Raw genomic sequence first — 25,160 nt, forward strand, 5'->3', positions numbered from 1 at the left:
GACAAGTCAGCCCGTCCGGCGTTTGAGGACCAACGCGGCGGAGCCGCGTTGCGGGGGTCCAGGGGGCGTAGCCCCCGGAACAACCGCGCGGAGCGCGGGCCCGGGGCCCGGGGGCTTGCCCCCGGAGGAAACGGTGAAAGGGCGGGGCGGGGGCTGCATCAACTCCCCGCCCACACCCCCGCCCACGCCGCCGCGACCCCGCACGCCACGCTCGCGATCGCGTTCGCGGCCGCGTACGTCCGCGCACCGTCCTGGGCCAGGCGCAGGGTCTCGTAGGAGAACGTGGAGTACGTCGTGAGTGCCCCGCACACACCCGTGCCCAGCAGCAGGCGCAGGTGTTCCGGGGCGGCGCCGGTCAGGACGCCCAGGATGAAGCAGCCGGCGACGTTCACCACGAACGTGCCCCAGGGGAAGACGGAGTCGTGCCGGGACTGCACGGCGCGGTCGGTGAGGTAACGCAAAGGAGCGCCGGCCATGGCGCCGGCGATGACGAGGAGCCAGTTCACGCGGGTGTCGTCCCCCGGGGGTGCAGGATCTCGACCTCGTCGAGGGTCACCAGGCTTCCTTCGGAGGCCAGTTCGGTGAGTTCGGGGAGGAAGGTGCGGATCTTCTCCTCCGCGTCCACGATGATCACGGCCACCGGCAGGTCCTCGCTGAGGGACAGCAGACGTGACGTGTGGACCATCGAGGACGCGCCGAAGCCCTCGATGCCGCGGAAGACGCTCGCGCCCGCGAGCCCCGCGGCGTGGGCGCGGTGGACGATCTCGGAGTAGAGCGGCCTGCCGTGGACGTGGTCGGACTCGGTGAGGAGGACCGTCACGCGGAGTGCCTTGCTCATGATGCCTCCCTGAGGAGCAGGCGGCGGGTGGTGGCGGCCGCCAGCCAGACCGCCGCCATCGCGGCGAGCAGCGTCGCGGCGAGGTAGGCCAGCGCGGTCGCGACGCGGCCGTCCTCGGCCAGGCGCTGGATGTCCACCGCGTAGGTGGAGAACGTGGTGAAGCCGCCGAGCACCCCCGTGCCGAGGAACGGGCGCGCCAGCCGGTGCACGGCGCCGCGCTCGGCGATGGTGACGAGCAGGATGCCGATGAGCGCGCAGCCGACGACGTTGATGAGGAAGGTCGTCCAGGGGAAGGCGCCGTCCGGGGTCGGCCACAGCAGCCCGGCGCCGTACCGGGCGGCGCCGCCGAGGCCGCCGCCGAGGGACACGGCGCAGACGACCGGCCACTGACTGGGTGGTGCTGTGCTCACCGGGTCACGCTAACCCATGACCGCCGCGAGGTAGGCGTCCGCTCGGTCGGCGTCCAGCAGCCAGTCCTGGTAGCCGGCGGGGTCGGCGAATCCGTTGATGTACCGCCGGGCGATGTCCGGGCGGTCGGCCGCGGCGGTCACCACGCGCTGGACATGCTCGGGCAGGGGGCCGAGCAGCAGGTTGGTGAAGGCGGCGGCGTGCCGGGCGCGTTCCCACCAGCCGGCGAAGGTGTCGTGCATCCACGCCCGGTCGAAGGGCTGCTCGCCGCGCTCGAGGATCGCGTGGAGGAAGCGGTCCGCGCAGTGCGCGGCGCCGTTGGAACCCTGGCCCGCGATCGGGTCGTTGAGGACGACCGCGTCGGCCATGCCCAGGACGTAGGTCTCCGGGGCGACCTCGGCGACGGGGTGGCGGACGACCGGGGTGAGGCTGCCCGTCAGGACGCCGCCCGCGTCCGTCGGCTCGGCGTCGGCGCACAGCTCGTACTCCCAGGGCGTGTACGCGCGCATCAGCTCCAGGGAGCGCTCGAGCGCCGCGTCCGGGGTGGTGTGGTTGCGCCAGCAGTCGAAGGGGCCGCCCGGCACGCCCTCCCACAGCAGCATGTCGCAGGGTCCGGAGAGCGTGAGTCCGGGGAGGACGAAGACCTCGCCGACGCCGGGGGTGGCGGCCATCCGCAGGTAGGCCGGCGGCAGTTGCGGGTGCGGGGCGACGCCGTGCAGGTAGACCACGGCGAGGGCGCGCCGCGGACTGTCGTACGGGCTGTGGCGGTCGTCGCGCCCGAAGATCTCGCCGAGCCTGCCGCGGCCGGTGGCGACCAGGGTCAGGTCGTGGGCGGCGGCCAGGTCGGGCAGTTCCTCGGCGGTCACCGGGCGGTACTCGACCCGGCCGCCCCGGTCCTCGAACATCTCCAGCCAGCGCGCGGTCTTCACCCGGAGGTCGACCGACTGCGCGGGCTCGTCGAGGGCCGCGGTGATGGCGCGGGCCGCGGTGCCGGGCGGGTCGACGGTGGCGAGGCTGGAGCCCATGACCGCGGGGGCGGTGCCGTCCCACAGGTTCAGGCCCGCCGCCCGCTCCGTGGCGAGTGCGGGGGCGAACATCAGCTGGGTGGACTGCACCCGGCCGGCCCGGATCTCCTCGGGGGTACGGGCGGAGACCACCATGACCTCGTACCCGGCCTCCGCGGCCTGGAGTCCCAGGGCCAGTTGCAGGCCCGACTGTCCCGCGCCGACGATCGCGATTCTGCGCATCGCTGCCTCCCCGCAGCCGCCGTTGTGCCCGCCCTCCGTTCTAACGGGAGCGGCCGTGGGCTGTACAGACGGCATGCGTGTGCCATGAGGGGCCAATTGGTGCTAATCCGGACAGATCAACGTTAATGGTGGTCTTCACCCGTCCGCTTCACAAACGAAACCTTTGTGGACACCGGCCGTTTATCCGGGCTCCGGCCGGTACACCGGCCGTGAGCTCGTTCCGTCAGACCGAACAAAGGTGTCACCACATGTCACGATTCGCGAAGGCGGCCGTCCTGACCGCCACCATGGGCTTCGCTCTTGCCGGCATCTCCGGCACCGCCGTAGCCGATGCGGGCGCCAAGGGCGCGGCCGTCGGGTCGCCGGGTGTCCTCTCGGGCGACGTCATCCAGGTCCCGATCCACCTCCCCATCAATGTCTGCGGCAACACCATCGACGTCCTCATCGGTCTGCTGAACAACGCGACCGGCAACACCTGCGTCAACTCCTGACGCGCGGACGACTCGTCCGCGACCGGGACGCCCGTCACGAGCGGTGCCTCCCCTCACGTGGCGCCCCCGGCTCCGGCCGGCGGGCGCCACGCGCGTGTCAGGGCACCTGCTCCACGGGGACATCCGCAGGGACATCCACGGGGACATCCGCGGGGACCGGGGCGGGCAGGGCGATGGCCGTGACGACCAGGCCGCCCGCGGCCAGCCAGCGCCCGGAGAAGCCGTCCAGGCGGCGCCCGCCGACCACCGGGCCGGGCACCAGGAGCCGGGCGGAGAAGGTGCCGGCGAGCGGGTCGACGGTCAGCTCGGCCTCGCTGAAGTCCAGTTCGAGGCGGGTCAGCGGATACCAGGTCTTGAAGACGCTCTCCTTGGCGCTGAACAGCAGCCGGTCCCAGCACACCCCGGGGTGCGCGGCGGAGAGTTCGTCCACCCAGGCGCGCTCGGACGGCAGCGCTATCACGTCGATGACGCCGTCCGGCAGTGGGCCGTTGGGCTCGGCGTCGATGCCGAGCGACGCGGCGTCCGAGGCCCGGGCCACCACGGCCGCGCGGTAGCCCTTGCAGTGGGTCATGCTGCCGACGATGCCCTCCGGCCACTGCGGTGCGCCGCGCTTGCTCGACAGCAGGGGCGCGGGGGCGAAGCCGAGGCGCCCGAGCGCCTTGCGCGCACAGACCCGTACGGTCGCGAACTCGCGCTGCCGGTGCGGCACGGCGCGGGCCACGGCGGCGGCCTCCTCGGGGAAGAGCACGCTCGACACGTCCTGCGCGGCGTCGGTGAAGGTCTCCTCGGAGACGGCCTCGGCGGGCACCAGTTCCTCGATCACCGCGCACCCGCCGGGGTCCCGGCGGGCTGGGGGAGGATCTGCCGCAGCAGCTTGCGCGGCGGGCGCGGCTTCCACTCGCGCGGGTAGCCGAGCGAGACCTCCTCGTGCCGTACCCCGTCGTACCAGGTCACCCGGGGGATGTGCAGATGGCCGTAGACCGAGGCGGCGGCCCGGAAGCGTACGTGCCAGTCCGCCGTCAGCTCGGTGCCGCACCACTGCGCGAACTCGGGGTAGCGCAGGACCCGGGTGGGTTCGCGCACCAGCGGCCAGTGGTTGATCAGCACGGTGCGCAGCTCGGGGGGTACCTCCGACAGGCGGCGCTCGGTGTACGCGACCCGTGCCCGGCACCAGTCGTCCCGGCCGGGGTAGGGGTCGGGGTGCAGGAAGTGCTCGTCGGTGCAGACCACGCCCGCCTCCAGGGCCAGGGCGAGCGACTCCTCCTTGGTGGTCGCGCCCGGGGCCCGGAACGTGTAGTCGTAGAGCGTGAAGAGGGGGGCCACCGCCACCGGTCCGCCTTCGCCCTCCCACACGGGGTAGGGGTCCTCGGGCGTGGCCACGCCCAGTTCGCGGCACAGCTCCACCAGGCGCAGATAGCGCTTCTCGCCCCGCAGGTCGCAGGGGTCCTTGGGGTGGGTCCACAACTCGTGGTTGCCGGGCGCCCAGACGACCTTCGCGAACCGTCCGGCGAGCAGGCGCAGCGCCCACTCGATGTCGGCGAACTGCTCGGCGACATCGCCCGCGACGATCAGCCAGTCGTCGTCCGACTCGGGGTGCAGCGTCTCGGTGAGGGCGCGGTTCTCCTCGTAGGCGATGTGCAGGTCGCTGACGGCGAGCAGCTTTCCGTGGGCCACGGTGGGACGTCCTTCTCGATCTCCTCGACGAACTCGACCCGAGGGGGATCGAGTTGACCACGCTAACGCGGAGGCCGGGCCGGACGGAACCCCTATTCGGGTCCGTCCAGGCAGGCGAGGGCGGCGGAGGTCATGGCGCGGATGCCCATGCGGAGCGTGGGTTCCGGGTCGGGGGCGAAGGCGGGGGAGTGGTTCGCGGGGACGGCCGCGAGCCTGTCGTGGTAGGACGAGCCCCCGGCCGCCATCCAGGTCTCGTGGGGGGTTCCGCCGAACATCCAGTACACGGTGGGCACGGCCGGGCCGTCGTACAGGTGGGTGCCGGCCGCGCCGAAGAGCGGGAAGTCCTCGCTCGCCGACGACGGCGGCAGCGGGACGACCGCCGACAGGCCGGCGTCCGCCTCGTGCGCGGCGCGCACCACGGCGGCGAGGCCCCGGTCGTTGACGTTGACGGCCGCCCGGGAGACGACGGTGATCTCCGGCTCGTCCGGGCAGGCCGCGGCGGCGCACTCGGCCCGCACGATGCGGTCGACGGCCGCGACGGCCCGGTCGATCGCCTCGTCCGAGAAGGCGCGCACGCTGATCTCCAGCGTGGCGCTGTCGGGTATGACGTTGCCGGCGTCACCGGCGTGGAACGAGCCGACGGTGAGCACCAGCGGTTCGGACGGGTTGCTCTCGCGCGACACGATGCTCTGCAGACGCACCACGGCGGACGCGGCGGTGAGGACCGGGTCGACCGCCAGGTGCGGTGCGGCGGCGTGGCCGCCGCGGCCGTGAACGACGACGCGCACGGCGGCACTTGCCCCCGTGACGGGGCCCCGCGCGTGGGCTATCACCCCCGCGGGGAGCGGGCACACGTGCTGGGCCAGGGCGACGTCCGGCTTGCCGAACCGCCGGTAGAGGCCGTCCCTCAGCATCGCCTCGGCACCCGAGAGCGTCTCCTCCGCGGGCTGCCCCACGACCATCACGGTGCCGCGCCACCGCTCCGCCGTCCCGGCGAGCAGGACGGCCGCGCCCGCGAGGCAGGCCACGTGGACGTCGTGCCCGCAGGCGTGCATCACGGGCCGGTGCTGCCCGTCGGGGCCGGGCGCGAACTCCCGGCTCGCGTACGGAAGTCCGGTGGCCTCGGCGACGGGCAGGGCGTCGAGGTCCGCCCGCAGCAGCACGGTCGGCCCCTCGCCCGAGCGCAGCAGGCCTACGACGCCGTGGCCGCCGACGCCGCGCGTCACCTCGTAGCCGGCGCGGTCCAGCCACTGCGCGAACCGCTCGGCCGTCCGCCGTTCCTGACCGGAGAGTTCGGGGTGTTGGTGGAGGTCGCGGTAGAGGTCGGTCACAGGGCCGAGTACGTCGTCGGTCGGGTCCGCCACAGTCACCTCTCAGGTCGCGTGAACGGCCATGCTCGCCCGCGCGCCGGGCCTGGTCAACCGCTGCTACCGGGGTGTCAGCGAGGTGTCAGGGAGCTGCCAGCGCAGTGTCCACCGGTGCGCCGCAGGCGGTGTGTAGGAAGAGACATACGCAGCGATCTGAAGAAAGTGTGCGCGCAATGGGACATGGGATTTCTCTTCTGCCGGACTGCCGTACGGACAAGCGCTCCGCGGCCGAGTACTACCGGGACGCGCTGGAGATCAGTCGCTTCGCGGACCGTGAGGGCATCGACTACGTCAAGATGACCGAGCACTACCTCGGTGACTACGGCGGCTACTGTCCCAGCCCGCTGACGTTCCTGGCCGCGGTGGCCACGCAGACCGAGCGCATCAGGCTGATGACGGGCGCCCTCCTGCCGGCGTTCCACCACCCGATCCAGCTCGCGGCGCACATCGCGCAGGTCGACGCCATCAGCAACGGCCGCATGGAGGTCGGGTTCGGACGCGCCTGGCTGCCGTACGAGTTCGAGGCGCTCGGCGTCCCGATCGAGGAGAGCCGCGCCCGCTACGAGGCGACCATCAAGGCGGTCGTGCGGCTGTGGACGGAGGAGAAGGTCACCGAGGACACGCCCTTCTTCTCCTTCAAGGACGCCACCTCCCTGCCGCCCGTGGTCCAGCGGCCGCACCCGCCGGTGTGGGGCGCCGCGGTCCGTTCGCCGGAGAGCTTCACCTGGCTCGCCGAGAACGGCTTCGGCCTCCAGATGGCGCTCGCGCCCGTCAAGCACGATGTGGGCCTGAGCCGTTGGCTGCTCGACCTCTACCGGGACACGTTCAAGGCCAAGCACGGCCCGGACTCCAAGCCGCGGATCGCGATGAGCACGCCGCTGTTCGTCGCCGAGACCGACGAGGAGGCGTACCGCCTGGCGGAGCCGGTCTACCGCGAGTACATGGCGGTGTGGTCGGAGGCGGCCAGCGCCTGGAAGACGACGTCCTCGGACCAGTACAAGGGCTACGACGCCATGGCGCAGCACTCGCCGCAGCTCGAGCACCTCGACCTGCGCCGGTTCGGCACCGCCGTCATCGGCTCGCCGTCCCGGGTCGTCGAGCGCATCCAGGAGTTCCGCGAGACCCTGGGCATCGAGGACTTCCTGTGGCAGATCGACTTCGGCGGCCAGGACTACGCGATGATGGAGCGCAGCATGCGGCTGTTCGTCGACAAGGTGCTGCCGCAACTCTGAGTCCGTACAGGGGCCCGGACGGTGAAGTCGCCGTCCGGGCCCCTTTGTTGTGTCCTTGTTGTGTCGTGCCGTGTCACAGGTGTTGCGACGGGGGCGCCAGCGCATTGCCAGCGAACTGCCACCTCAACTGCCATGGCCCGTCGGTAGAAATGAGGCAGGAGAACGGGCCGCCGGCCGGTTCGCAGAACATTAAGGAGGCAGTCATGGACAACACCCTGTCGCAGCTCGCCGAGGAGATGCAGGCGCTGGAGTCGGAGACCTTCGAGATCGCCGACTACGCCGACAGCGGCGAGGTCATGATGGACTCGTCCTGCTCCTGCACCAGCTCCAGCACCACCAGCTCCACCAGCTGCTGCGCCTGATCTTCGGATCAACGTGCGGGGTGCGCCTCAGGGCGCACCCCGCACGTTTTTGTGTTACTTGAAGGAGATCTGGGCGTAGCCGTACGCGGCGGCCGGGCCGGTGGCGCCGATGTAGCAGCCGTGGGCGACGGAGGAACAGTCGACGGTGCGGGTCTTGCCGTCGGTGCCGGCGGCGGTGAACTTCTTGTGGACCGTGACCTTCGCGGTCGCGGAGCCCTTGGCGTCGGTGGTCACCTGCTGGGCGGTCGCGGTGTTGCAGACGCCCTTCTGGTCGACCATGGCGCACTCCTGCACCTTGACCGCGGTGCCGCCGGCGAAGCCGGTCGCCGAGGCGGTGACGGAGGCGCCGTCCGACAGGCCCTTGGCCGGGTTGACGGTGACCGACGGGCCCGCGGCGAACGCGGAGTTGGCACCGGTTATCAGCATGCCCGCGGCGGCGGTGGCAATCGCGGCGGTCTTCCAGGAACGAGCGAGGTTCGCCTTCATGGTGATTCCTTTCAGTTCATCGCTAACGTGCGCAATGCATCGGACTTTCTTCTTGCAAGCAGTGCCTTCTTGGCCGGCACTGCGGTCTGTTGGGGCCCTACGGGCCGCCGAGCAGCGTGCGCAGGTTCGTCACGTACGTGTCGAACGCGAGCCGCCCCTGGGGAGTCAGCGCGATATGGGTCACGGGGGTGCGCCGCTCATGGGTCTTGGTCACCTCGACGTACTCGGCCTCTTCGAGCTTGCGGAGGTGGGTGGACAGGTTTCCCGCGGTCATGTCCAGCAGCTTCTGGAGTCGCGGGAAGGTGATGCGGTCGCCCGGTGCCAGCCCGGCGAGGGCCACCATGACCTTCAGCCGTGCCTGGGCGTGGATGACCGCGTCGAGCTGCGGAAGCCCCGGCTCCTGCGGGGAGTTCACCGGCTTCCGGCCCTGTGCTTGAGGGCGTGGCAGAGCGCGGCGACCAGGAAGCCGCCACCGCCGGCGAGGGACAGCACCAGGAAGTTGCCGGGCACTCCGGCGAACACGCTGGCCGCCGCCGAGGCGAGCATCCACAGGCCGAGGCCGTACTGCAGCCGGTCGCGCCAGATGGCGCCTCCGGCCATGTAGAGGAGACCGGTCAGGGTGAGCGAGGTGCCGGACCAGAGCAGGACGACGCTGTCGTGGGCGAGCTCGCCGCTGATCTCGACGTTCACCGCCACCAGCGCGGCGAAGCCGGCCATCCACGTGAAGCCGTACATCGCCCCCGTGGCCTGGGACGGTCCCTTGATGCCCTGGCTGCGGCGGATGCCGTGGACCAGCGACACCGCGACGGCGCCGACGAGCAGGACGGCGAGGACCAGCCCGGCCGTCCACAGCGGGATCACCGGTTCCGAGCCGGCCTGTGCCGCGTAGAAGGCGCCCCATCCCACGGTCCACGCGATGCCCCAGGCGCCGAACAGCTGGGCCGAGTTGATGCCGAGTTCCTGGCGGACCTTCTCGGTCTGCCGCTCGATCAGGGCCAGGGACTGCGCGGCCGACATCACGGACTCGTCCTGGTCGGGCGCCTCTTCGTTCTGCACGGCTTCTCCTTGCGTCTGCTTCGTCAGCGGGCTGTGCCGGCCTGGAACCGCCGGACGGCAGCGAACGATACGACGAGCAGCCAGGCCGCGAGGACGAGGGCCGCGATCCCGGTCCCCGAGCCCTTCATGACCGCGCTCCGGCCGACCTCGCCCATCCAGTAGGTGGGCATCGCCTTGGCGACGTAGGTCATCCAGTGGGGGAGGATCCGCAAGGGGACCCACAGGCCGCCGAGCATGCCGAGCGGCATCATGATCCCGCCGGTGATCGCCTGCACGCTGCTGCCCGTGGTGAACAGGCCGAGGAGGATGCCCAGCGCGGCGAAGGGCAGGCAGGCGAGCCAGAGTCCGAGGATGATGTGGGTCCACTGGAGTGCGCTCAGCGTGGTGCCCTGTGCGGCGGCGATGCCGCAGATGAGCAGGATGACCGGGAGTCCGACCAGCACGCTGGAGACGGCCTTGACCGCCAGATAGCCCGGGCCGCTGAGCGGCGTGAGCCGCAGCTGGCGCTGCCAGCCCGCGTCGCGCTCGGCGGCGATGCGGGTGCCGGCGAACAGGGACGCGGACATGGCGCCGTAGGCCGCCATGTTCACCATGGTCAGCTCGCCCGAGCTGACGCCGGGGGCGACCTCCTCGGCCCCGTAGATCCCGGCGAACAGCAGGAACATGGCGACGGGCATCGCGATGGCGAAGGCGGTGAACCGGGGGTTGCGGACGATCCGCTTGACCTCGAAGGCGAAGTACGTCGCGTTCATGAAGCCTTGTCCTCGTGCTTGTCCTCGTGGGTCAGGGCGACGAAGGCCTCCTCGAGGCCGTGTGCGGTGATCTCGATGTCGGCGGCCTGCGGGAAGGCGGTGAGCAGCGCCCGTATCGACGTGTCGGAGTCCGCGCACGACAACTCGGCACGGTCGCCGCGCAGTTCGGCGGACGAGACGCCGGGCAGTGCCGCGAGCTGCTCGCGGGTCGCGCCCGGGACCACCGCGCGCAGCATCCGGCCCGAGACCGCGGCGCGGATCTGTGCCACCGAGCCGTCGGCGACGATCCGGCCGCTGCGCATGAGGACCACGCGGTCGGCGAACTCCTCGGCCTCGGCGAGGTAGTGGGTCGCGAACAGGACGGTCCGCCCAGTGGCGGTGAATTCGCGCATCGACGCCCAGAAGTCGCGCCTGCTCTCGACGTCCATCGCGGCCGTCGGCTCGTCGAGCACCAGCAGGTCGGGGTCGCCGGCCAGGGCCATGGCGTAGCGCACCCGCTGCTTCTGGCCGCCGGAGAGCTTGCGGCCCCGGCGGCTGGCGAGTTCGGTGATCCCGGCGCGTTCCAGGGCTGTCGCGGTGGGCAGCGGGCGGGGGTACATGGACGCCACCACGCCGACCGTCTCGGCGACGGTCGCGTCCTCGAGCAGGTCGCCCTGCTGGAGCATGGCGCCGACGTCGCCCGTGGTCACGGCCTCGCGGACGGGCCTGCCGAAGATCCGGACCTCGCCGGCGTCCGGCGTGGTCAGTCCGAGCAGCATGTCGATCGTGGTGGATTTGCCCGCGCCGTTGGGCCCCAGCAGGGCGACGACCTCGCCGCGGCCGACGGTCAGCGTCAGGCCGTCCACCGCACGGACCTTGCCATGGCTCTTGAACAGGTCCGTCATGCCGATCGCCACGCCGGAGGCGGACGGGGGCGCCGCCTCCGGCGTTGTCGGCGCTTCTCTCAGTGCGCTCACAAAGAGGTTTGTAGCACAAACTTGATTGCGCTGAAAAGGGCGTGTGCGGGCCGAGAGCCCGTCAACACGCCCTTGATGTCAGGTGTTTAAGGGAAGGGGTGGGGGACTCGGTGCAGGTCAGCGGGGGTGAGGTCGTCCGTGCGCCAGCCCGCCTGCCGGTAGGCGGAGAACATCCGGGGCATGTGCAGCGCGCGCTGTTTCTCCCAGCCGAAGTCGATCGGCAGCAGTCCCGGGACGATCACGCACGCGGTGCTCAGCCCGACGGCCTCCTGCTCCGGCGTCGTCTGGTCGACGACGATGACATCGGAGCCCGCCCGCTCCAACGCGGCCTGGCAGAACCGCAGATCGTCCAGCAGGTCGCGGGTGCGGGGCCGCTGCTCCTCCCAGGACGCGTACAGCGACTCCAGCGGCTGTGCGGTGCGCGGGCGCAGGTAGCGCTCGGCGTGCCGGGCCATCTCGGGCAGTCCGTAGAGGGCGGAGTGGTCGCGCAGGACGCGGACCCGGGAGAAGTCGCCGGCCATCGCCTCCAGTTCAGCCAGGCGGTTGCGGGTCCTGCGCGGCACCGCGGGGACATAGGTGATGATCTCGGACAGGGCTCCCTCGATGGCCTTCTCCGGGTCCAGGCTCGCCCCGGAGGCGAAGCAGAGGGCGCCGGGGCCGCCGTCGCGGCGTACGGCCACGCCGGTCACCGCGGGGACGGGCAGGTCGACGCGGTTGTCGAACAGCCGGATGTCGTAGCCCTCGAGCCCGGCACGGTGGACCATGGCGTGCAGCGTGGCGTTCCGCGTGCCGCTGATGTCGATCTCGGGCAGCTCCGCGCCGCCGTACCAGCCGAGCACGAAGGCGTCCCGCTCGATGAGTTCGAGCATGCCGAACAGGATCGCCTCCTCCAGGCAGCTGCCGGTGGCGCAGCCGTTGGAGCTCTCGAAGACGAACCGGTCCGATTCCGCGCGGTCGTTGTAGTAGACCAGCCGCGTCGGCACCAGCAGGGGACGGTCGTCGCGCAGCGACCAGCCCCAGGTCCAGGGGATCGCGCGGGTCTCGTCGAAGGGGGCCAGGAGCGGGTGTTCGCGGTAGGTCTCCTCGGGATAGACGCCGCACGTCCGCGGGTCCAGGGCGCTCTCGCGGAGGTTGCGGTAGGAGTCCACGACCACCGCGCCGGCCCGGCGGCGGTGGGTGCCCGCGTACCGCTCGAGGCCCTCGAGCAGCGCCAGGCCGCGGCTGGTCGCGTAGCGGTCGGCCTGCCCGGTCCACGAGACCTCCAGCAGTCCGCTGTAGCCCCGCATCTGCACGGTGCCCACCACCGGTGCCGTGGTGGTCCAGCCGATGTCCATGGCCGGGGCGCCGCCGATCACCCCGCAGACGCTGTTGGCCAGCGCCCGCTCGGGCAGCTCGTACGCATCCGCGGACCGCAGCCGGTATGCCCCGGGGTGCTCCTTCTCCCGCGACGACAGCCGCAGTTCGGGCACCGGCTCGGTCTCCCGCGTGAGCGTGCAGGAGGGGCACAGGGGCTCGCGCAGGATCGGTACGTTGTGGGTGGCCAGCGTGGTGAGGTCCAGCAGCGACACCCAGGTGCCGCCCGGCCCGGCGGCCCCGGGGTCGGGACGCAGGTGCGGCGGGGCGAGGTGGACGCGCTGGTGCAGCGCCCAGACGGCGTCCGTGTGCCACGGCAGCAGCAACGGCCAGTCGCCGGCGGGCCGGAGGGGGCCGCCGGTCTCCAGGGCGATCCGCTCGTACTCGCCGCGCAGCCGCTGCCACCGGATCGCGAGGCAGTGCCCGCACGCGTCGGGGGCGGAGCCGTCGCGGGTCCACGGCCCGACGAGGACGGCACGGGTGGTCACATGGATCCGGGCGTCCGCGCGGGCGTCCGGCTCGGGCTCCGTGAGGTCGGCGGCGCCCAGGGCCACGACCTCCGGCGGCAGTTGGCCCGCTGCCGCGGACCGCAGCGCGAGCTCGCTCGCGAGCAGCTGCCTGGCCGCCGACAACGGTTCTGCTGTCAGTCCTGCTGTCAGTGTGCTCACTTTTCCTTGCTCCACCTGAAGAACTTGAGCGAGAACAGACCGAGCACCGCGGCGAAGGCGACGAGCGCGGCACACGAGAGCCCGACCGCGCCCGCGCCCCGCACGCCCGTGAGCGAGCCCGCGATGCCCTCGACCATGTACCGCAGCGGCAGGACCGAGGAGACCGCCTTCAGCCAGCCCGGGAAGGCGTCGAGCGGATAGAACGTGCCGGACACGAACGCCATCGGCATCATCACGCAGTTGGACACCGCGCCGACCGCCTCGGGCGTGTTCACGTACGAGCCGATGAGCAGGCCGATGACGAAGAACGCCGTGATCCCGCACAGCAGCACCGGGATCGTCAGCGGCCAGGTGCCCGCCAGGTGCAGGCCGAACACCGGCAGGCTCGCGACGGCCACGAAGAGCCCCGCCTGCACCAGGCCCACGCCCACGGTGAGCGCGTACCGCGCGCCCAGGACCGTCACCGAGGACACCGGCGTCATCCGGATCAGCCGGAGCACCTCGTCACGGCGCCAGTGCATCATCGTGTAGGCCACGCCGAACAGCGCGCCGTTGCCGATGCCGTAGGCGACGATGCCGGGGCCGATGTAGTCGATGTAGTGGTGGCCGTTCTTCAGCGCCTGGCCCTTGAAGATCAGGCCGAGGGCCACCAGGAAGATGAGCGGGAAGACGAAGGAGAAGAAGAGCGTCACCTTGTCGCGGATGAACGCCCGGTATGTGGCGGATGACAGCGCGCCGTAACCGCTCAAGCCGTAACTGCTCATACCTGGTATTCCGTTCCGGTCAGCTGGAGGTAGACGTCCTCCAGCGTTGCTGTGCGCGTCTGGACGCCCTGCAGTCCGGCCAGCTGGTCGACCGCGGCCAGGACCTGGCCGGGGATCGTGGTGGTGAGGACCACCGCGCCGCCCTCGACGTCCACGCTGTCCACGCCCGCGATGCCGCGGGCCGCCTCGAGGGACATCCGGTGCTGCGGGACGAACAGCCGGGTGGCGCTGCCCACCGACTCCAGCAGGCCGTGGGGGGTGTCGAGCGCGATGATCCCGCCGTGGTTGACGATGGCGACGCGGTCGCAGAGCACCTCGGCCTCGTCGAGGTGGTGCGTGGTGTAGACGATGGTGCGCCCCTGGCTGCGGATGTCCCGCAGCAACTCCCACAGGTCGCGCCGGGCCTGGGGGTCCAGGGCGGCGGTCGGTTCGTCCAGGAAGATCAGTTCCGGTTCGTGGGTGAGCGCGCTGGCGATGGCCAGGCGCTGACGCTGGCCGCCGGAGAGCTTCTTGACGCGCGTGTCCGCCTTCTCGCCGAGTCCGACCCGTTCCAGTGCCTCCCGGGCCTGCCGCGGGGCCACTCCGTAGAGCCGGGCGACCGTGGTGATGTGCTCGATCGCGGTGAGGCTCTCGAAGAACGCGGACGCCTGCGTCTGCACGCCGAGCCGCGGCAGCAGGTCCCGGTTGCGCGGCCACGGGCTCTGCCCGAAGACCCGCACCGTCCCGGAGTCGGCCCGGCGCAGTCCCTCCATGATCTCGATCAGGGTGGTCTTGCCGGCGCCGTTGGGGCCGAGGATGCCGAAGAACTCGCCGCCGGCGATCTCGAGCGAGACGCCGTTGACGGCCGTCACGCCTTTGTACTGTTTGCGTACGTCTTGCAGTGAGACAACAGGTTGCGACATTCCGCTCCCCAAGCAGTGGTGAGATTTCAGAAAAGGGTCCGTGCGGCCAGGAGCCAGCCGCCGATGATCAGGACCGCCCACACGGCGAGCAGCGCCAGCAGGTATCCGAGGTAGGCGAACCGTGCCCACCGGGGATAGCCGCCCGCTCCGCGGCGCCGGGCGAAGCGGATGCTCTCGTCCGCGAGGTCCGTCATGTTGAGGGCATGGCCGATGGCCAGGTAGCCGTCGAGTTTGGGGAACGGCAGCAGGTTCGGCAGGGCTCGCAGACTGGCCAGCAGCAAGGTGGCGGACAGGACCTGTCGGCCCGTGTCCCCCACGGGCGCCCAGTACCGGCAGGCGAAGAACGGCAGCAGCACCAGCAGGTTCACGAAGACACCCGCCAGCGCCGTGACGACCCGGTGCCATCGCGGCAGGAAGAACCGCGAGTCGTCCACCGCGCAGTAGAAGTAGACGAACGGCAGCCGCCAGCCCACCCCGATCGCATCCGCGCGGCCCCCGAAGTGCCGGCATGCCAGGCCGTGCGCCAGCTCGTGCAGGCCCGAACTGGCCGTGGTGAACAGGAAGATGCCCACCAGCACCGCGATACCGAGCAGCGGCCGGCCCGCCAGCTCCCGGATGTCGTGCAGCAGGGCGCCCCCGTCGGCGGCCAGCGCGAGCTCCATCGCGCACACCGCCACCGCCAGCGGGCCGAGGACGTACCACCGCAGCACCGGCCGCAGCCGGCGGTGCAGCACCTCGAGCAGCCGCGACGGGTCGCCGAACGCCCGCCGCCCCCGCCATGGCGACGACGGCACGGCCGCCGCCGTGGCGGGGGCCGCCGCACGAGTGGGCAGGCCCTCGAGCAGGCCCCGTTCCGTGAGCAGCCGGATCAGCTGCTTCCAGCCCGGCTCGCCGAGCACCCGCCCGAAATGGGCCGCGTACTCCTCGCCCACCTCGGCGAGGGTGCGCCGTCCGTCGAGCCGGGAGAAGACGAAGTGCTCGCGCACGCCGATCTCGTACGTGCGCCCGCTGTCCCGGTCGTGGACCAGGTGCAGATATGACGCGCCCCGCAGCAGCCGGGGGCCCAGCCGCACACCCGGCCGCAGCGCCGGGGCCCACTCCAGCAGGCCGCCCGCCGTGCTCACTTCGTGACCGGCCCGGCGGCCGGCTCCTCCAGCGCCCGGGCGAGGATGTAGGAGAGGTAGATCTCGTCCGGGATCGTGACGTAGAGCCGGTTGTTGGTCATGTGCATATACGGGGTGAGGAGCCGCTCCAGGGCCTCGTCGGGGTCGGTGACCGGCTGGTCGCCGTCGCCGTCCCAGGCGTGGAACGTCAGATCGCCGCGCACCGCCAACTCGGCCACCCGCTCACGCAGTTCCGCGCAGTGCGCGGCCCAGGCGCCGACGAACCCCGGCAGGGCCTCGGCGGTGCCCTCGTCGAACGCGCGCTGGATCTCCGTGAACCGGCGGCGCAGGCCGTCGGCCATGACGGTGTAGCCGCGCTCGTAACCGGCCTCGCTGAGGAACTTGGTGCCGTTGAAGGCGTTCTGCCAGAACTCGTGGTAGCGCCGCATGTAGCCGGCCGTCGCGGTCGCGTCCTGCCGGAAGACCGTCGACATCACCATCATCATCTGGGCGGAGACGCCCAGCAGAACGGTGCGCACGTGCAGGTTCATCCGGCGCGTGAGGTCCATGACGAGTTCGCTGGAGCGCTGGAAGTGCCATTCGGCGAGCGCCACTCCGGCCGGGCCGCCGTACTTGCCGTACTCCGGCTCGTACGGCTCGTAGCTGAAGGTGTTGTTGGGCCTGAAGCGCTCGCGGTCCTCGGCGGCGAGTGACTGCTGGTCCTCGTCCTCGCTGTACTCGAGCTCGTACAGCACGTCGTAGTACTGGGTCAGGTAATCGGTCTCCTGGACCTCGTACAGGGCGGGACGGGTGCGCAGGAAGTCCGTGATGTGGCGCTCGGCGCGTTCCCTGATCTCGTCGCAGACGTCGGCGGAGCGGGGCTTGAGGCGGATACGGACGTGGGGGCCGCCGAACCAGTAGTTGATGAAGAAGTGCCCGTCCAGCAGCTCCCGTTCGGTGAGCTCGCGGATCAGGGGCTCGACGCACTGGGTGATGACGGGGCGCGGGCTCGCGGCGTAGAAGACGTGCAGTGCCTGCCAGCCGTCGGGGTCCGAGACGGGCTTGTTGGTGAGAAAGGTGCTGTTGTCCATCTCAGTCTCAGTTCACTTCCACGACGTATTCGGTGACATGACGGCCCGCGCTCGAGGTCATGTCCTGGTCGTCCTCGGCGGGCAGCATTTCGCGGAACACGACGTGTTCGCCGTTCCGCTTGAGCAGGGCCTCGAGCGCGGTCAGGGAGAGGTGGCTGGTGAAGTCCACGTAGTGCGGCTTGGACTGGCCGCCCCATGTACCGCCGTCGCTGTCGCCCCGGTGGTCGATGGTGGCGAAGACCTGGCCGGGGAGGCCGTGCGTGTGCTGCCAGCGCCGCCACTCCAGGAACCACCGCGCGTCCGTGGCCTCGGGCTCGCGCTTCGGCAGCGCCTCCGCGGCGACCGTCCAACGGCGGCGCGCGACCACGACGTTGCGGTAGCGCACGCGCGGTCGTACGGACACCCCGCCCTCGGTGACCCGCTCGGGCACCCCGCCCCAGACGTCGAGCGTCATCATCGGCGTCGGCGAGAACAGCGTGAGGATGCGGGGGATCTCGGGCAGGGCCAGGGGGAACAGATAGCCGAGGTAGACCGGGATGACCTCCTTGTCCAGGCGCCGCGAGCGCAGCATGACCCGGTCCTGCTCGGTGCAGTGCACCACGTACAGATCCGCGAGCGGGATCCGGCACTCCTCCGGGGCGCTCGTGGACTCGCCCGGGCACACGATGACGTACGGCGTCAGCCGGCCGTGCAGGTTCAGGTTGGTCGTCGCGATGCCGCCGGTGATCTCCGCGAACACCGCGCCTTCCGGGCACGACTCGGACATCGACTCGCGCAGCTGAGCCGTGAACTCCTCGGTGCCGGGCTCGTCGAAACAGTGCGTGAACCGGGAGAAGGGGAAGGAGAGTCCGCTGTAGGACCGGTTCAGGACGGCCAGCGGCCCGTCGGCGTCGCGGCCCAGCTGGAGGAACCAGCTGCGGGGCCGGTAGTCCGGGGCGACGGACGCCAGCTCGGCGGCCACCTCCTCGACGAACTCCTCGCCGATGCACACCTCTTGCGCGTCGCTGCCGTCGGCGAGTTCGTCCATCCGCCGGGCGAACAGCTGACGGCCCTTGTCGACGGAGGTGATCTCCGGCAGCCGCATCCAGTTGCTCTGCGGGGCGTACGTGCCGTCCTCGCCGAACGGCTCGTAGCGTCCGGACCAGCGGGAGTACTGGTGGTAGATGTCCTCGTGGAAGTCGTGGACGAGGCTGAGCACGTCGTCGCACCGGCCGCCCCGGCCGAACCGGGACACGAAGAACCCCTTGAGCGTGAGCCGGTGGCAGACCAGGGAGTCGAACGCCGGGAACACCCGGCTCAGCCCCTCGAGCGCGTCCCCGAAGGTGTGCTGCCACTCCTCGCGGTTCCACAGCACGGTCTCCCGGCCGGCCGAGCAGTCCTCGTAGACCAGCGTCACGGGCAACGTGGCGTCGGGCGCGCCGAGTTCGGCCAGGATCTGGAGGAGGTCCTGGCGTACGGTCGCGAGGAGCTGCCGTCTGCCCGCCACGTCGGCGACCCGGTAGGCGTCCAGGGTCTCGGCCGGGCAGTCGAGCTGGGCGGCCAGGCTGCGTGCCCAGGGGTGGCCCAGCCCGTCGAGCTGGTCGCGGAACGCCCGCAGCGGGTCGTGGCTGTGCAGGTCCAGATGCAGGGACGGGACCTGGAGCAGGCCGAGCCGCAGCAGGACCACGACGTAGCGGTCGTACTCGCGGGCCGGTATGCCCGTCTCCTCGCTCAGCCGGCCCAGGAGGTCGCCGTAGCGGATGTCCGGGTGGGCCTCGGCGATCGTGAAGACGCGGTCCAGGGTGCCCGTCTTACGGAGGAAGAACAGGCTGTCGCGGACGGTGTCGAAGCTGACCGTGGCGTCGTCGTCGCCCGTGGTCACGGTGCGCCGGACGTACCGGATGCGGTCCAGGTCGTCGAGCCGCCACCCCGCGGTGAGTCGGACCGGCAGGTCGAGGCGGAGGGTGTCGTTCTCGGTGATCAGGTCGGCGATCCGGCCCAGCACCGCGATGTTGAGCCGCGTGTGGCTGGTCCAGTCGGTGACCGGCGCCGTGTGCCGGGCGCTGCTGTCGTCGTCGGTGAAGCGGCCGAGGGCGAGCCCGGTGAAGGTGCTGAACGGGCTGGTCTTGCAGGCCATCCGGGACAGGTACTCCACCAGGGAGCGCTCGATCCGCCGCTCGCTCTTGCCGAGCTTGCCGTCGTGCTTGCGGACGTACCGGTGGACGTACGTGTCCAGCGACGGCGACGCGAGCAGCAGCGCCTTGCGCAGCCCGGGGTCCTCGGCGAGCGAGGCGAGGTGGGCCCGCGCGGCGCCGAGTTCGGCGCGTACGGTCTCCTCGCCCTCGGCATGCAGCTCCTCGAGGGCGAGCCGGGCCGCGAGCCACTCGGTGACGAGGTCCGCGGTCGCGGGCTCGAGGGCGGCGGCGAGGGCGCGGACGGCGTCCGCGTCGCGCGGCAGGCGGTTGTTGAACACCTGCCGCCGCAGCTCGACCAGCGCGCGCCGCGCGCCGGTGTCCTCGGTCCGCTTGACCACGTCGTGGAGCAGGTCGCTGATGTGCGCGCCGAGCGTACGGAGCTCCTCCTCGCGCTCCAGCATGGCTGTCGCCCACGCGGTGCTGTGCGGGGAGCGCAGGCCCCGGACCGTTTCGATGGGGGCTCCGGCGATGCGCATGATGAAGGTGTCGCCGGGGCGGCGGGTTTCCGGCACGGTGCGTTCCTCTGCTTGTTCCATGGTTCAGGCCATCTCGTGGCGGTAGTCCGCGGAGTCCGGCCGCTCGTGCCCGATCGGCATGATGAGCAGGGGCGCTTCGTCGGTCGACGCGAGCCCGAGCTCCTCGATGTAGGCGCGGTTGTCGAAGCCGAGCGCGGCGCCGCAGCCGATCCCGATCCCGGCACAGGCCGTGTACAGCGCCTGTGAGACGGCCCCGATCTCGGCGTTGACCAGCCGCATGCCCCGTGCGCCCAGCGCGTCGAGTGCCGTGAGCGCGCGTGCGGTCGGCACGATGACCGCTCCGGCGAGTTCCAGGTTGTAGTTGTCGAGGAAGTAGTGGTTCTGGAGGAACCTGCCCTGCGGCCCGGCTTTCACGGGCAGCAGGGCGTTCTGCTCGTCGTCGAACTCGTAGCTTCCGGGGGCGATGCCCTCGACGTTGTTCACGAACACGTAGAACTTGGTCAGCCCTTGGGAGCCGACGTCCGCCGCCAGCGCCCCGGCCCGGGCCCCGGCGAGCGCGGTGGCGAGCTCCTCGGGGGTGAGGGCGCGGTCCGGGGTGAACCGGCCGAAGCTGCTGGTGCGCAGGCGCAGTGCCTCCCGGACGGGGAGGTCCAGGGCGCGGGGCGGCGGCAGCGGGATCGCCGGGCCCTGGCCCCGTACCTCGGGCGCCGCGGCCTTCGCCGCTCCGGCCGGCGGGCGCGCGGCGGCGTTCTCGAGCGTGGCGGCGTGGACGGCGTCGCCCATCTCGAACCCGCGGGTGTGCTGGGACAGTTCGGAGTCCGACAGGCGGACGCGCGGGGCGGTGGTGGTGTTCGTGAACGCCGGGTGGGGTCCGTTCTGTTCGGACTTCCAGCGCAGGGGGACGACGGCGAAGACGCCCTCCTCGCCCTCCGGCAGTCCGAGGAGCCGGGCCAGGCGGGGCTCGTCGAACCACAGGACGGGCTCGGTGTCCAGGCCGTGCGCACGGGCCCACATCCGCCACGTCTGCACGATGGTGCCGATGTCCATCGAGACGACGTGGTAGCTGAAGTTGCCGTATTTGAAGGCGTTCTGCCAGAACTTGATGCCCAGCACGAGGTACTGGTCGGTGTGGCCGGTCAGCGCGGGGTCGCCGACGGCCTCCCGTACCTCGCCGGTCACGTCGCCCGCGAGCAGGCGCTGCACGGCGTGGTGGGGGGAGGAGTAGTGGTAGACCCCGGGCAGCAGCGGGCCGCTCGGCCCGGCCACCCAGTAGACGCTCACCGGGTAGCGGGCGCCGCCCGAGGCGGTGCCTCTGGCCCAGCGGGCCTGCACATAGCTGGGCAGGGTGGGCGCGTCGTAGTTGGCGTTCACCGCGAGGCGGCGGCCTATGCGCCCGTAGGAGTCGAGCAGCATCCCGCCGAGCGTGTCGAGGGTGAACCCGCCCGCTGTGTCGCCGCCGTGGAGTCCGTCCTGGAGCGTCGCGCTGCCGGGGAGTTCGCCGAGGGGCAGGGGGATCGTTTCGGTGCCGGGATAGAACTTGCCGTCCCGGGGCGCGTCGGACCAGTCGGGTTCGAACCCGGGCGGCTGCAGGCCGTCCCGGCCGCGCTGGATCACTGCGTTCACGTATGCGTGTGCGGCATTCATGGACACTCCCTAGGGGAACGGGTGGGGCGCCGGGTTCAGCTGATCCCGGGTGAGGTCGTCGGGGCGAAGTCCCGCCTCCCGCAGGGCGGTCCGTGTGCGGGGCATGTGCAGGGCGCGCTGGCGTCCCCAGCCGAAGTCGATGGGCAGCAGTCCGGGCACGATCACGCTGGCGGTGCTCAGGCCCAGGTCCCGCTGCTCCGGGAGGGTCTGCTCGACCACGATGGTGTCGAACCCGGCCGCCGTGACGGCGCCCACGCACGCCGCGAGGTCCTCGGCCAGGTCCGCCGAGGGGCGCAGCAGCGGCCGTCGGCCGTCGTACACCTCGGCGAGGGGCCGGGCGTCCCGCGCGCCGTCGAGCAGGAACGAGGCGTACGGGGCCATCTCCGGGAGCCCGTACAGGCCCGGGTGGTCGTTGAGGGCCTTGACCTTGCCGAAGTCGCGGACCATCGGCCGCAGTTCGTCCAGTTGCAGCTCGGTGCGCACGCGCAGCCGCGCCGCGTCGGTGCCGATCTCGGCCAGGGCGCCGGCGACGGCCTCCTCGGGGTCCAGGCTCGCCCCGGCGCCGAAGCACATCGTGCCGAGCCCGCCGTCCTTGCGGACCGCCACGCCCGTCACCACCGGGACGGGGAAGGTGACGCGGGCGTCGAAGAACCGGGCCTCGTAGCCGTACATCGCCAGCCGGTCGACCATCATCCGGGTGTCCGGGCGGCTGCTGCTGTACGGGTCGATCTCGGGCAGCGCGGCCATGCCGTACCAGGCGAGGAGGAACGCGTCGCGCTCGATCAGCTCCATCAGGCCGTGGAACGTGGCCTCGACGAGGGAGCCGCCGGAGGCACAGCCGTTGGAGCACTCCTGCACGAAGGGGGTCTCCGTGGTGGAGCTGTTGTAGTAGGTGATGAGCTCGGGCACGAGGACCGGACGCCGGTCGCGCAGGGACCAGCCCCACACCCAGGGCATCGGGCGCTTCTCGGAGAACGGCGCCATCCGGCCGTCGTGCTCGTAGAACTCGTCGCTGTACACGCCGCATTCACGCGGGTCGAGCGCCTGGTCGCCGAGCTCCTCGAACGAGGCGACGACCGTTGCCGTCTTGCTCCGCGGCCGGGTGCCCGCGTAGCGCTCAAGGCCCTCCATGATGCCGACGCGGATGCTGTCGCCGTAGGAGTTCGTGTGGCCCGCCCAGTACGTCTTGTGCAGGTACGGCCCGGTCCGCAGGGTGAACCAGCCGAGGGTCGACGACGAGGTGGGGGAGTCGAGTTCGAGGTAGGGCGCGGGGCCGAGGGCCCCGCTGACCGCGTTGGCGAAGGCGGCTTCCGGGATGCCGAAGTCCCCGAGCCGGCGGGTCCGGAAGACGTCCGGCGCCGGTTTCGGCGTCGGCTCGAGGACCACCTCGGCGGCCTCGGCGGTGTCCGGCGTACGACGGCCGCACACGGGGCAGTCGGCGTCGGGCACGAGGGGGACCTGCTGGACCTCGAGGGTTTCGAGGTTGACCAGGCAGACGGTCGAGTAGAGCGCGGGAGCCGCGTTCTCCTGGTGGGCGGCGATCACCGCCGCCACCGCGTCGGCGGTGAACGGGGTGACGAAGGGGTGGTCGCCGCACGCGTGGGTGTCGCGCCCGGTCTCCAGCGCGTCCCGGATCTCCTCGGGCCGCACCGCCTGCCAGCGGCGGGCCAGGCAGCGCCCGCAGGCGGGCGCCGTCGCGCCGCCGTGGTGCAGGGGGCCGATGACGGCGGTGTGCCCGTAGACGTACACCGACACGTCGCCGGGGTCCACGTCTTCGGTGGGTACAGCTTCGGCGGGTACGGCCAGTTCGTCGCGGACGCCGAGGGGACGGGCGGTCACGGTCACGCTGTCGGCGCCGTGGCGGGCCAGCGCGGCGCGGACGGCTTTCTCCAGATCGCTTCCGAGATCAGTTGCCACGCGTCAGCACCACCCGCGCGGTGTGGATGCCGCCGGCCAGCAGGTCGGACGGGGTGGTCGCGACCGCCAGGGCGTCCATGTCCCGTGCCTTGAGGGCGTAGAGCACCTGCTCCGGGGACAGTTCGGCGTCGAGCCGGGCCGGGGCCGTCCCCTCGGGGACGACGGCGGCCGGGGCGAACTCGCGGATGACCGCGTCGCCGAAGTCCACGAGGCCGTCGGCCTGTTGCGCGAGCTGCGCGGCGCCGACCACGTCACGCAGCGCCGCGACGGCGGCGGTCCGCCAGGTCAGGCCCGAGCCGAGCGCCCAGAAGCCGCCGGAGCGGGCGAGCAGGACGTGGCGTCCGTCCTCGTGCGCGGTCAGGTCCAACAGCTCGAGGTCCAGGCCGAGGTTGCGGCCGGAGTCGACGAGGAACGCGAGCTCCGCCCCGTCCGCGAGGGCGCCGAGCGGTACGGAGGCGGCCTGTGCCGTCCCGCGGAGGGTGCGCTCGAGGGCGTCGTGGGCCAGTGCGGAGAGCAGCCCGCGGGTCAGGGCCTCCCCGGCGGTCGCACCGGCACCGGTGCCCGCCGAGGTGACGGCGCACACCTTGTCGGCGTTGTGGGGCCCCGCGGTCAGGACCGCCGCCGAGGGCACCAGGCGCCGCGCGCCCGATACGAGCGAGGTCGCCGCCGACCAGTACGCGATCGCCGAACCGGGCACGCCCGTACCGCTGTTGGTGACGAGCGAGGCCGGGTCCACCGCCGGGAGCGGTACCGCCTCGAGCGCTTCGCCGGAGAGCGCGTGCCGGGCCGGGGCGTGCTCGACGTGGATGCCCGCGGCGCGGCGCAGCGCCCGCAGGCGGGCCCCGACGACGTGGTGCACGTCGAAGGCGGCGACGGAGCGCTCACCGCCGTGCCCGAGGCCGAACCGCAGGACGCTCGCCTTGAGGGGCAGCTGCTTGAGCGGCTCGTCCTCGAAGGCGCGGAACACACCGGTCCTGGGGCGGACCAGCAGGAGCTGCTCGTCGAGCTGCTTCATCAGCTCGTCGGCGTCGGTGCTCGGCGCGGCGGCGGGCTGCCGCAGGCCGAGGGTGGCCTCGGTGAGGTCGTCGGCGGGGGCCTCGGCGGCCTCGGCGCAGTGGGGGCAGCGCGGGTGGGGGACGACGGGCTCGGAGGTGACGTCGACGGAGTCCAGGTCCTGGATGAGGACCTGCCCCTCGGTCTCGGGCGGCAGGGCGCCGGTGACGACGCGGAAGACCTCGTAGCCCAGCAGGTTGCCGAGCATCGCGGCCAGCGGCCGGCTCGGGGCCGTACCGGGCTGCCCGGTGGCGGGCAGGACGGCCTCGCTCCACACCCGGGCCGCGGGGCCGTGCCCGTCCTCGCCGGCGCCGAGGCGGAGCATCGCGCACACCCAGCACGCCGGGGTGCCGGCGCGCATCAGCGGGCCGACGACGGCCTGGTTGCCGAACCCCCAGGCGGGCAGCAGCGTCTTGCCCTCGGGCAGCCCGGCTTGCAGCAGGGACAGGACCCGGCGCGGCGCCGCGTCCAGTCCCGACACCACGACGACGTCGAACGGCGCGAGGTCGTCCCATGTGAATGTGTCGTCCGGGGCACGCAGTTGGCCGATTTCCACCGGGCTGCCCTTCGCGGACAGTTCCCCGGCCTCGGCGACGACCTCGTCGAAGCGCCGGCTCATGGCGACGTGCGCCGCGCCGTTGCGGACCAGGCCGAGCGCGCACCAGCGGGCGATCTCGTCGTCCCCGATCACCGCGACGCGGGTGTTCCTGAACCTGAGGAACCGCGACGGCGCGTCGTCCACGTAGTGGTCGATGTAGTGGAGCTGGGCACTGAACAACTCGGCGGTGCCGGCGGGTATCTCCGCCGTGTCCGTGCTCCGTACGTCGCGCGCGAACCCGTGGTCGAACAGGGCGCGGACCAGGCCCAGGAGCATCTTCTGCTGGCTTTCCGCCAGCCCCTTACAGAGGTCCTCCACCCGGTTCCCGCCGTTGAGATGCGGCACGATCAGCATGGCGAACCGGTAGGCCGACTTCGCCTTGATCTGGAATCCGCCGCGGGCGTTGTGGAAGAGCACACCCTGCGGGGTCTCGGTGAAGAGCACGTCGCGCTGGATACGGGGGCGTGCCTGGGTGATCGATTCCTGCGTGGCTACCAATGTCGTCAACCCTCTGGAGAATCGGTGCGGAGATGCGCGTGGAGCAGCGC

General features: G+C 71.7%; 24 protein-coding genes. 3 read left to right on the forward strand and 21 right to left on the reverse strand.

The window, feature by feature from the left end; translation table 11 throughout:
• Nucleotides 1-158: 158 nt before the first annotated feature.
• The 4 genes from crcB (ACV530_RS32200) to ACV530_RS32215 are packed head-to-tail and all read right to left on the reverse strand — an operon-like array spanning nt 159 to nt 2,493.
• Nucleotides 159-506 (reverse strand): fluoride efflux transporter CrcB, encoded by a 348-nt coding sequence (gene crcB / locus ACV530_RS32200; protein ID WP_494336218.1) that lies wholly within the window; start codon nt 504-506, stop codon nt 159-161.
• Nucleotides 503-838 (reverse strand): DUF190 domain-containing protein, encoded by a 336-nt coding sequence (locus tag ACV530_RS32205; RefSeq protein ID WP_494336219.1) that lies wholly within the window; start codon nt 836-838, stop codon nt 503-505. The genes crcB (ACV530_RS32200) and ACV530_RS32205 overlap by 4 nt, the downstream gene beginning before the upstream one ends.
• Nucleotides 835-1,248: a fluoride efflux transporter CrcB gene (gene crcB, locus ACV530_RS32210; RefSeq protein WP_494336220.1), complete on the reverse strand. Its 414-nt coding sequence runs from the start codon at nt 1,246-1,248 to the stop codon at nt 835-837. Before crcB (ACV530_RS32210) ends, ACV530_RS32205 begins: the two co-directional genes overlap by 4 nt.
• Nucleotides 1,249-1,257: 9 nt before the next feature.
• Nucleotides 1,258-2,493, reverse strand: coding sequence for a styrene monooxygenase/indole monooxygenase family protein (locus ACV530_RS32215; protein WP_494336221.1), 1,236 nt, complete (start codon nt 2,491-2,493; stop codon nt 1,258-1,260).
• A gap of 248 nt (nt 2,494-2,741) precedes the next feature.
• On the opposite strand from ACV530_RS32215, the gene ACV530_RS32220 reads away from it, so the two are divergent.
• Complete coding sequence (locus ACV530_RS32220; RefSeq protein ID WP_494336222.1) at nt 2,742-2,984, forward strand: chaplin; 243 nt, start codon at nt 2,742-2,744, stop codon at nt 2,982-2,984.
• Nucleotides 2,985-3,081: 97 nt separating this feature from the next.
• Here ACV530_RS32220 and ACV530_RS32225 read toward each other — a convergent pair whose 3' ends face one another.
• The 3 genes from ACV530_RS32225 to ACV530_RS32235 form a co-directional block, all read right to left on the reverse strand.
• On the reverse strand, nt 3,082-3,807 hold the full coding sequence (locus ACV530_RS32225; protein WP_494336223.1) for a 4'-phosphopantetheinyl transferase family protein: 726 nt from the start codon (nt 3,805-3,807) through the stop codon (nt 3,082-3,084).
• Nucleotides 3,804-4,658 (reverse strand): metallophosphoesterase family protein, encoded by an 855-nt coding sequence (locus tag ACV530_RS32230; protein ID WP_494336224.1) that lies wholly within the window; start codon nt 4,656-4,658, stop codon nt 3,804-3,806. The genes ACV530_RS32225 and ACV530_RS32230 overlap by 4 nt, the downstream gene beginning before the upstream one ends.
• A 92-nt stretch (nt 4,659-4,750) precedes the next feature.
• Nucleotides 4,751-6,022 (reverse strand): amidohydrolase, encoded by a 1,272-nt coding sequence (locus ACV530_RS32235; RefSeq protein WP_494336225.1) that lies wholly within the window; start codon nt 6,020-6,022, stop codon nt 4,751-4,753.
• Nucleotides 6,023-6,198: 176 nt separating this feature from the next.
• Between ACV530_RS32235 and ACV530_RS32240 the strand changes: the two genes are divergently transcribed.
• Both ACV530_RS32240 and ACV530_RS32245 read left to right on the forward strand, forming a co-directional pair.
• Entirely contained in the window at nt 6,199-7,257 is a 1,059-nt protein-coding gene (locus tag ACV530_RS32240) for an LLM class flavin-dependent oxidoreductase (RefSeq protein WP_494336226.1), read from the forward strand.
• A 203-nt stretch (nt 7,258-7,460) separates the two neighbouring features.
• Entirely contained in the window at nt 7,461-7,619 is a 159-nt protein-coding gene (locus ACV530_RS32245) for a thiazolylpeptide-type bacteriocin (RefSeq protein ID WP_494336227.1), read from the forward strand.
• Between the two features lie 54 nt (nt 7,620-7,673).
• Here ACV530_RS32245 and ACV530_RS32250 read toward each other — a convergent pair whose 3' ends face one another.
• From ACV530_RS32250 to ACV530_RS32315, 14 genes are all read right to left on the reverse strand, one after another.
• The gene (locus tag ACV530_RS32250) at nt 7,674-8,105 is read right to left on the reverse strand and encodes an enediyne antibiotic chromoprotein (protein ID WP_494336228.1); all 432 of its coding nucleotides are present in this window, start codon (nt 8,103-8,105) and stop codon (nt 7,674-7,676) included.
• A gap of 97 nt (nt 8,106-8,202) precedes the next feature.
• A complete protein-coding gene (locus ACV530_RS32255) occupies nt 8,203-8,520 on the reverse strand; it encodes a transcriptional regulator (RefSeq protein WP_494336229.1) in 318 nt (105 codons plus the stop codon).
• Nucleotides 8,517-9,161, reverse strand: coding sequence for a hypothetical protein (locus tag ACV530_RS32260; protein WP_494336230.1), 645 nt, complete (start codon nt 9,159-9,161; stop codon nt 8,517-8,519). Before ACV530_RS32260 ends, ACV530_RS32255 begins: the two co-directional genes overlap by 4 nt.
• 23 nt (nt 9,162-9,184) lie before the next feature.
• Nucleotides 9,185-9,913, reverse strand: a complete 729-nt coding sequence (locus tag ACV530_RS32265) for an ABC transporter permease (protein WP_494336231.1) — start codon at nt 9,911-9,913, stop codon at nt 9,185-9,187.
• Nucleotides 9,910-10,869 (reverse strand): ABC transporter ATP-binding protein, encoded by a 960-nt coding sequence (locus ACV530_RS32270; RefSeq protein WP_494336232.1) that lies wholly within the window; start codon nt 10,867-10,869, stop codon nt 9,910-9,912. The genes ACV530_RS32265 and ACV530_RS32270 overlap by 4 nt, the downstream gene beginning before the upstream one ends.
• 86 nt (nt 10,870-10,955) lie before the next feature.
• Nucleotides 10,956-12,890 (reverse strand): TOMM precursor leader peptide-binding protein, encoded by a 1,935-nt coding sequence (locus ACV530_RS32275; RefSeq protein ID WP_494336233.1) that lies wholly within the window; start codon nt 12,888-12,890, stop codon nt 10,956-10,958.
• Complete coding sequence (locus ACV530_RS32280) at nt 12,887-13,639, reverse strand: ABC transporter permease (protein WP_494336272.1); 753 nt, start codon at nt 13,637-13,639, stop codon at nt 12,887-12,889. Before ACV530_RS32280 ends, ACV530_RS32275 begins: the two co-directional genes overlap by 4 nt.
• A gap of 11 nt (nt 13,640-13,650) precedes the next feature.
• Complete coding sequence (locus ACV530_RS32285; protein WP_494336234.1) at nt 13,651-14,556, reverse strand: ABC transporter ATP-binding protein; 906 nt, start codon at nt 14,554-14,556, stop codon at nt 13,651-13,653.
• 26 nt (nt 14,557-14,582) lie between these two features.
• Nucleotides 14,583-15,680 carry a peptidase M50 gene (locus ACV530_RS32290; protein ID WP_494336235.1) on the reverse strand — a complete coding sequence of 366 codons (1,098 nt, stop codon included), beginning with the start codon at nt 15,678-15,680 and terminating at the stop codon, nt 14,583-14,585.
• Nucleotides 15,677-16,750, reverse strand: a complete 1,074-nt coding sequence (locus ACV530_RS32295; RefSeq protein WP_494336236.1) for a lantibiotic dehydratase C-terminal domain-containing protein — start codon at nt 16,748-16,750, stop codon at nt 15,677-15,679. The genes ACV530_RS32290 and ACV530_RS32295 overlap by 4 nt, the downstream gene beginning before the upstream one ends.
• A gap of 7 nt (nt 16,751-16,757) precedes the next feature.
• Nucleotides 16,758-19,460, reverse strand: coding sequence for a lantibiotic dehydratase (locus ACV530_RS32300; protein WP_494336237.1), 2,703 nt, complete (start codon nt 19,458-19,460; stop codon nt 16,758-16,760).
• 3 nt (nt 19,461-19,463) lie between these two features.
• Nucleotides 19,464-21,044 carry a SagB family peptide dehydrogenase gene (locus ACV530_RS32305; RefSeq protein WP_494336238.1) on the reverse strand — a complete coding sequence of 527 codons (1,581 nt, stop codon included), beginning with the start codon at nt 21,042-21,044 and terminating at the stop codon, nt 19,464-19,466.
• 9 nt (nt 21,045-21,053) lie between these two features.
• Nucleotides 21,054-22,961, reverse strand: coding sequence for a TOMM precursor leader peptide-binding protein (locus tag ACV530_RS32310; RefSeq protein ID WP_494336239.1), 1,908 nt, complete (start codon nt 22,959-22,961; stop codon nt 21,054-21,056).
• On the reverse strand, nt 22,951-25,119 hold the full coding sequence (locus ACV530_RS32315; RefSeq protein ID WP_494336240.1) for a TOMM precursor leader peptide-binding protein: 2,169 nt from the start codon (nt 25,117-25,119) through the stop codon (nt 22,951-22,953). Before ACV530_RS32315 ends, ACV530_RS32310 begins: the two co-directional genes overlap by 11 nt.
• Between the last annotated feature and the right edge of the window lie 41 nt (nt 25,120-25,160).

The sequence above is a fragment of the Streptomyces sp. SX-6 genome (assembly GCF_059089585.1).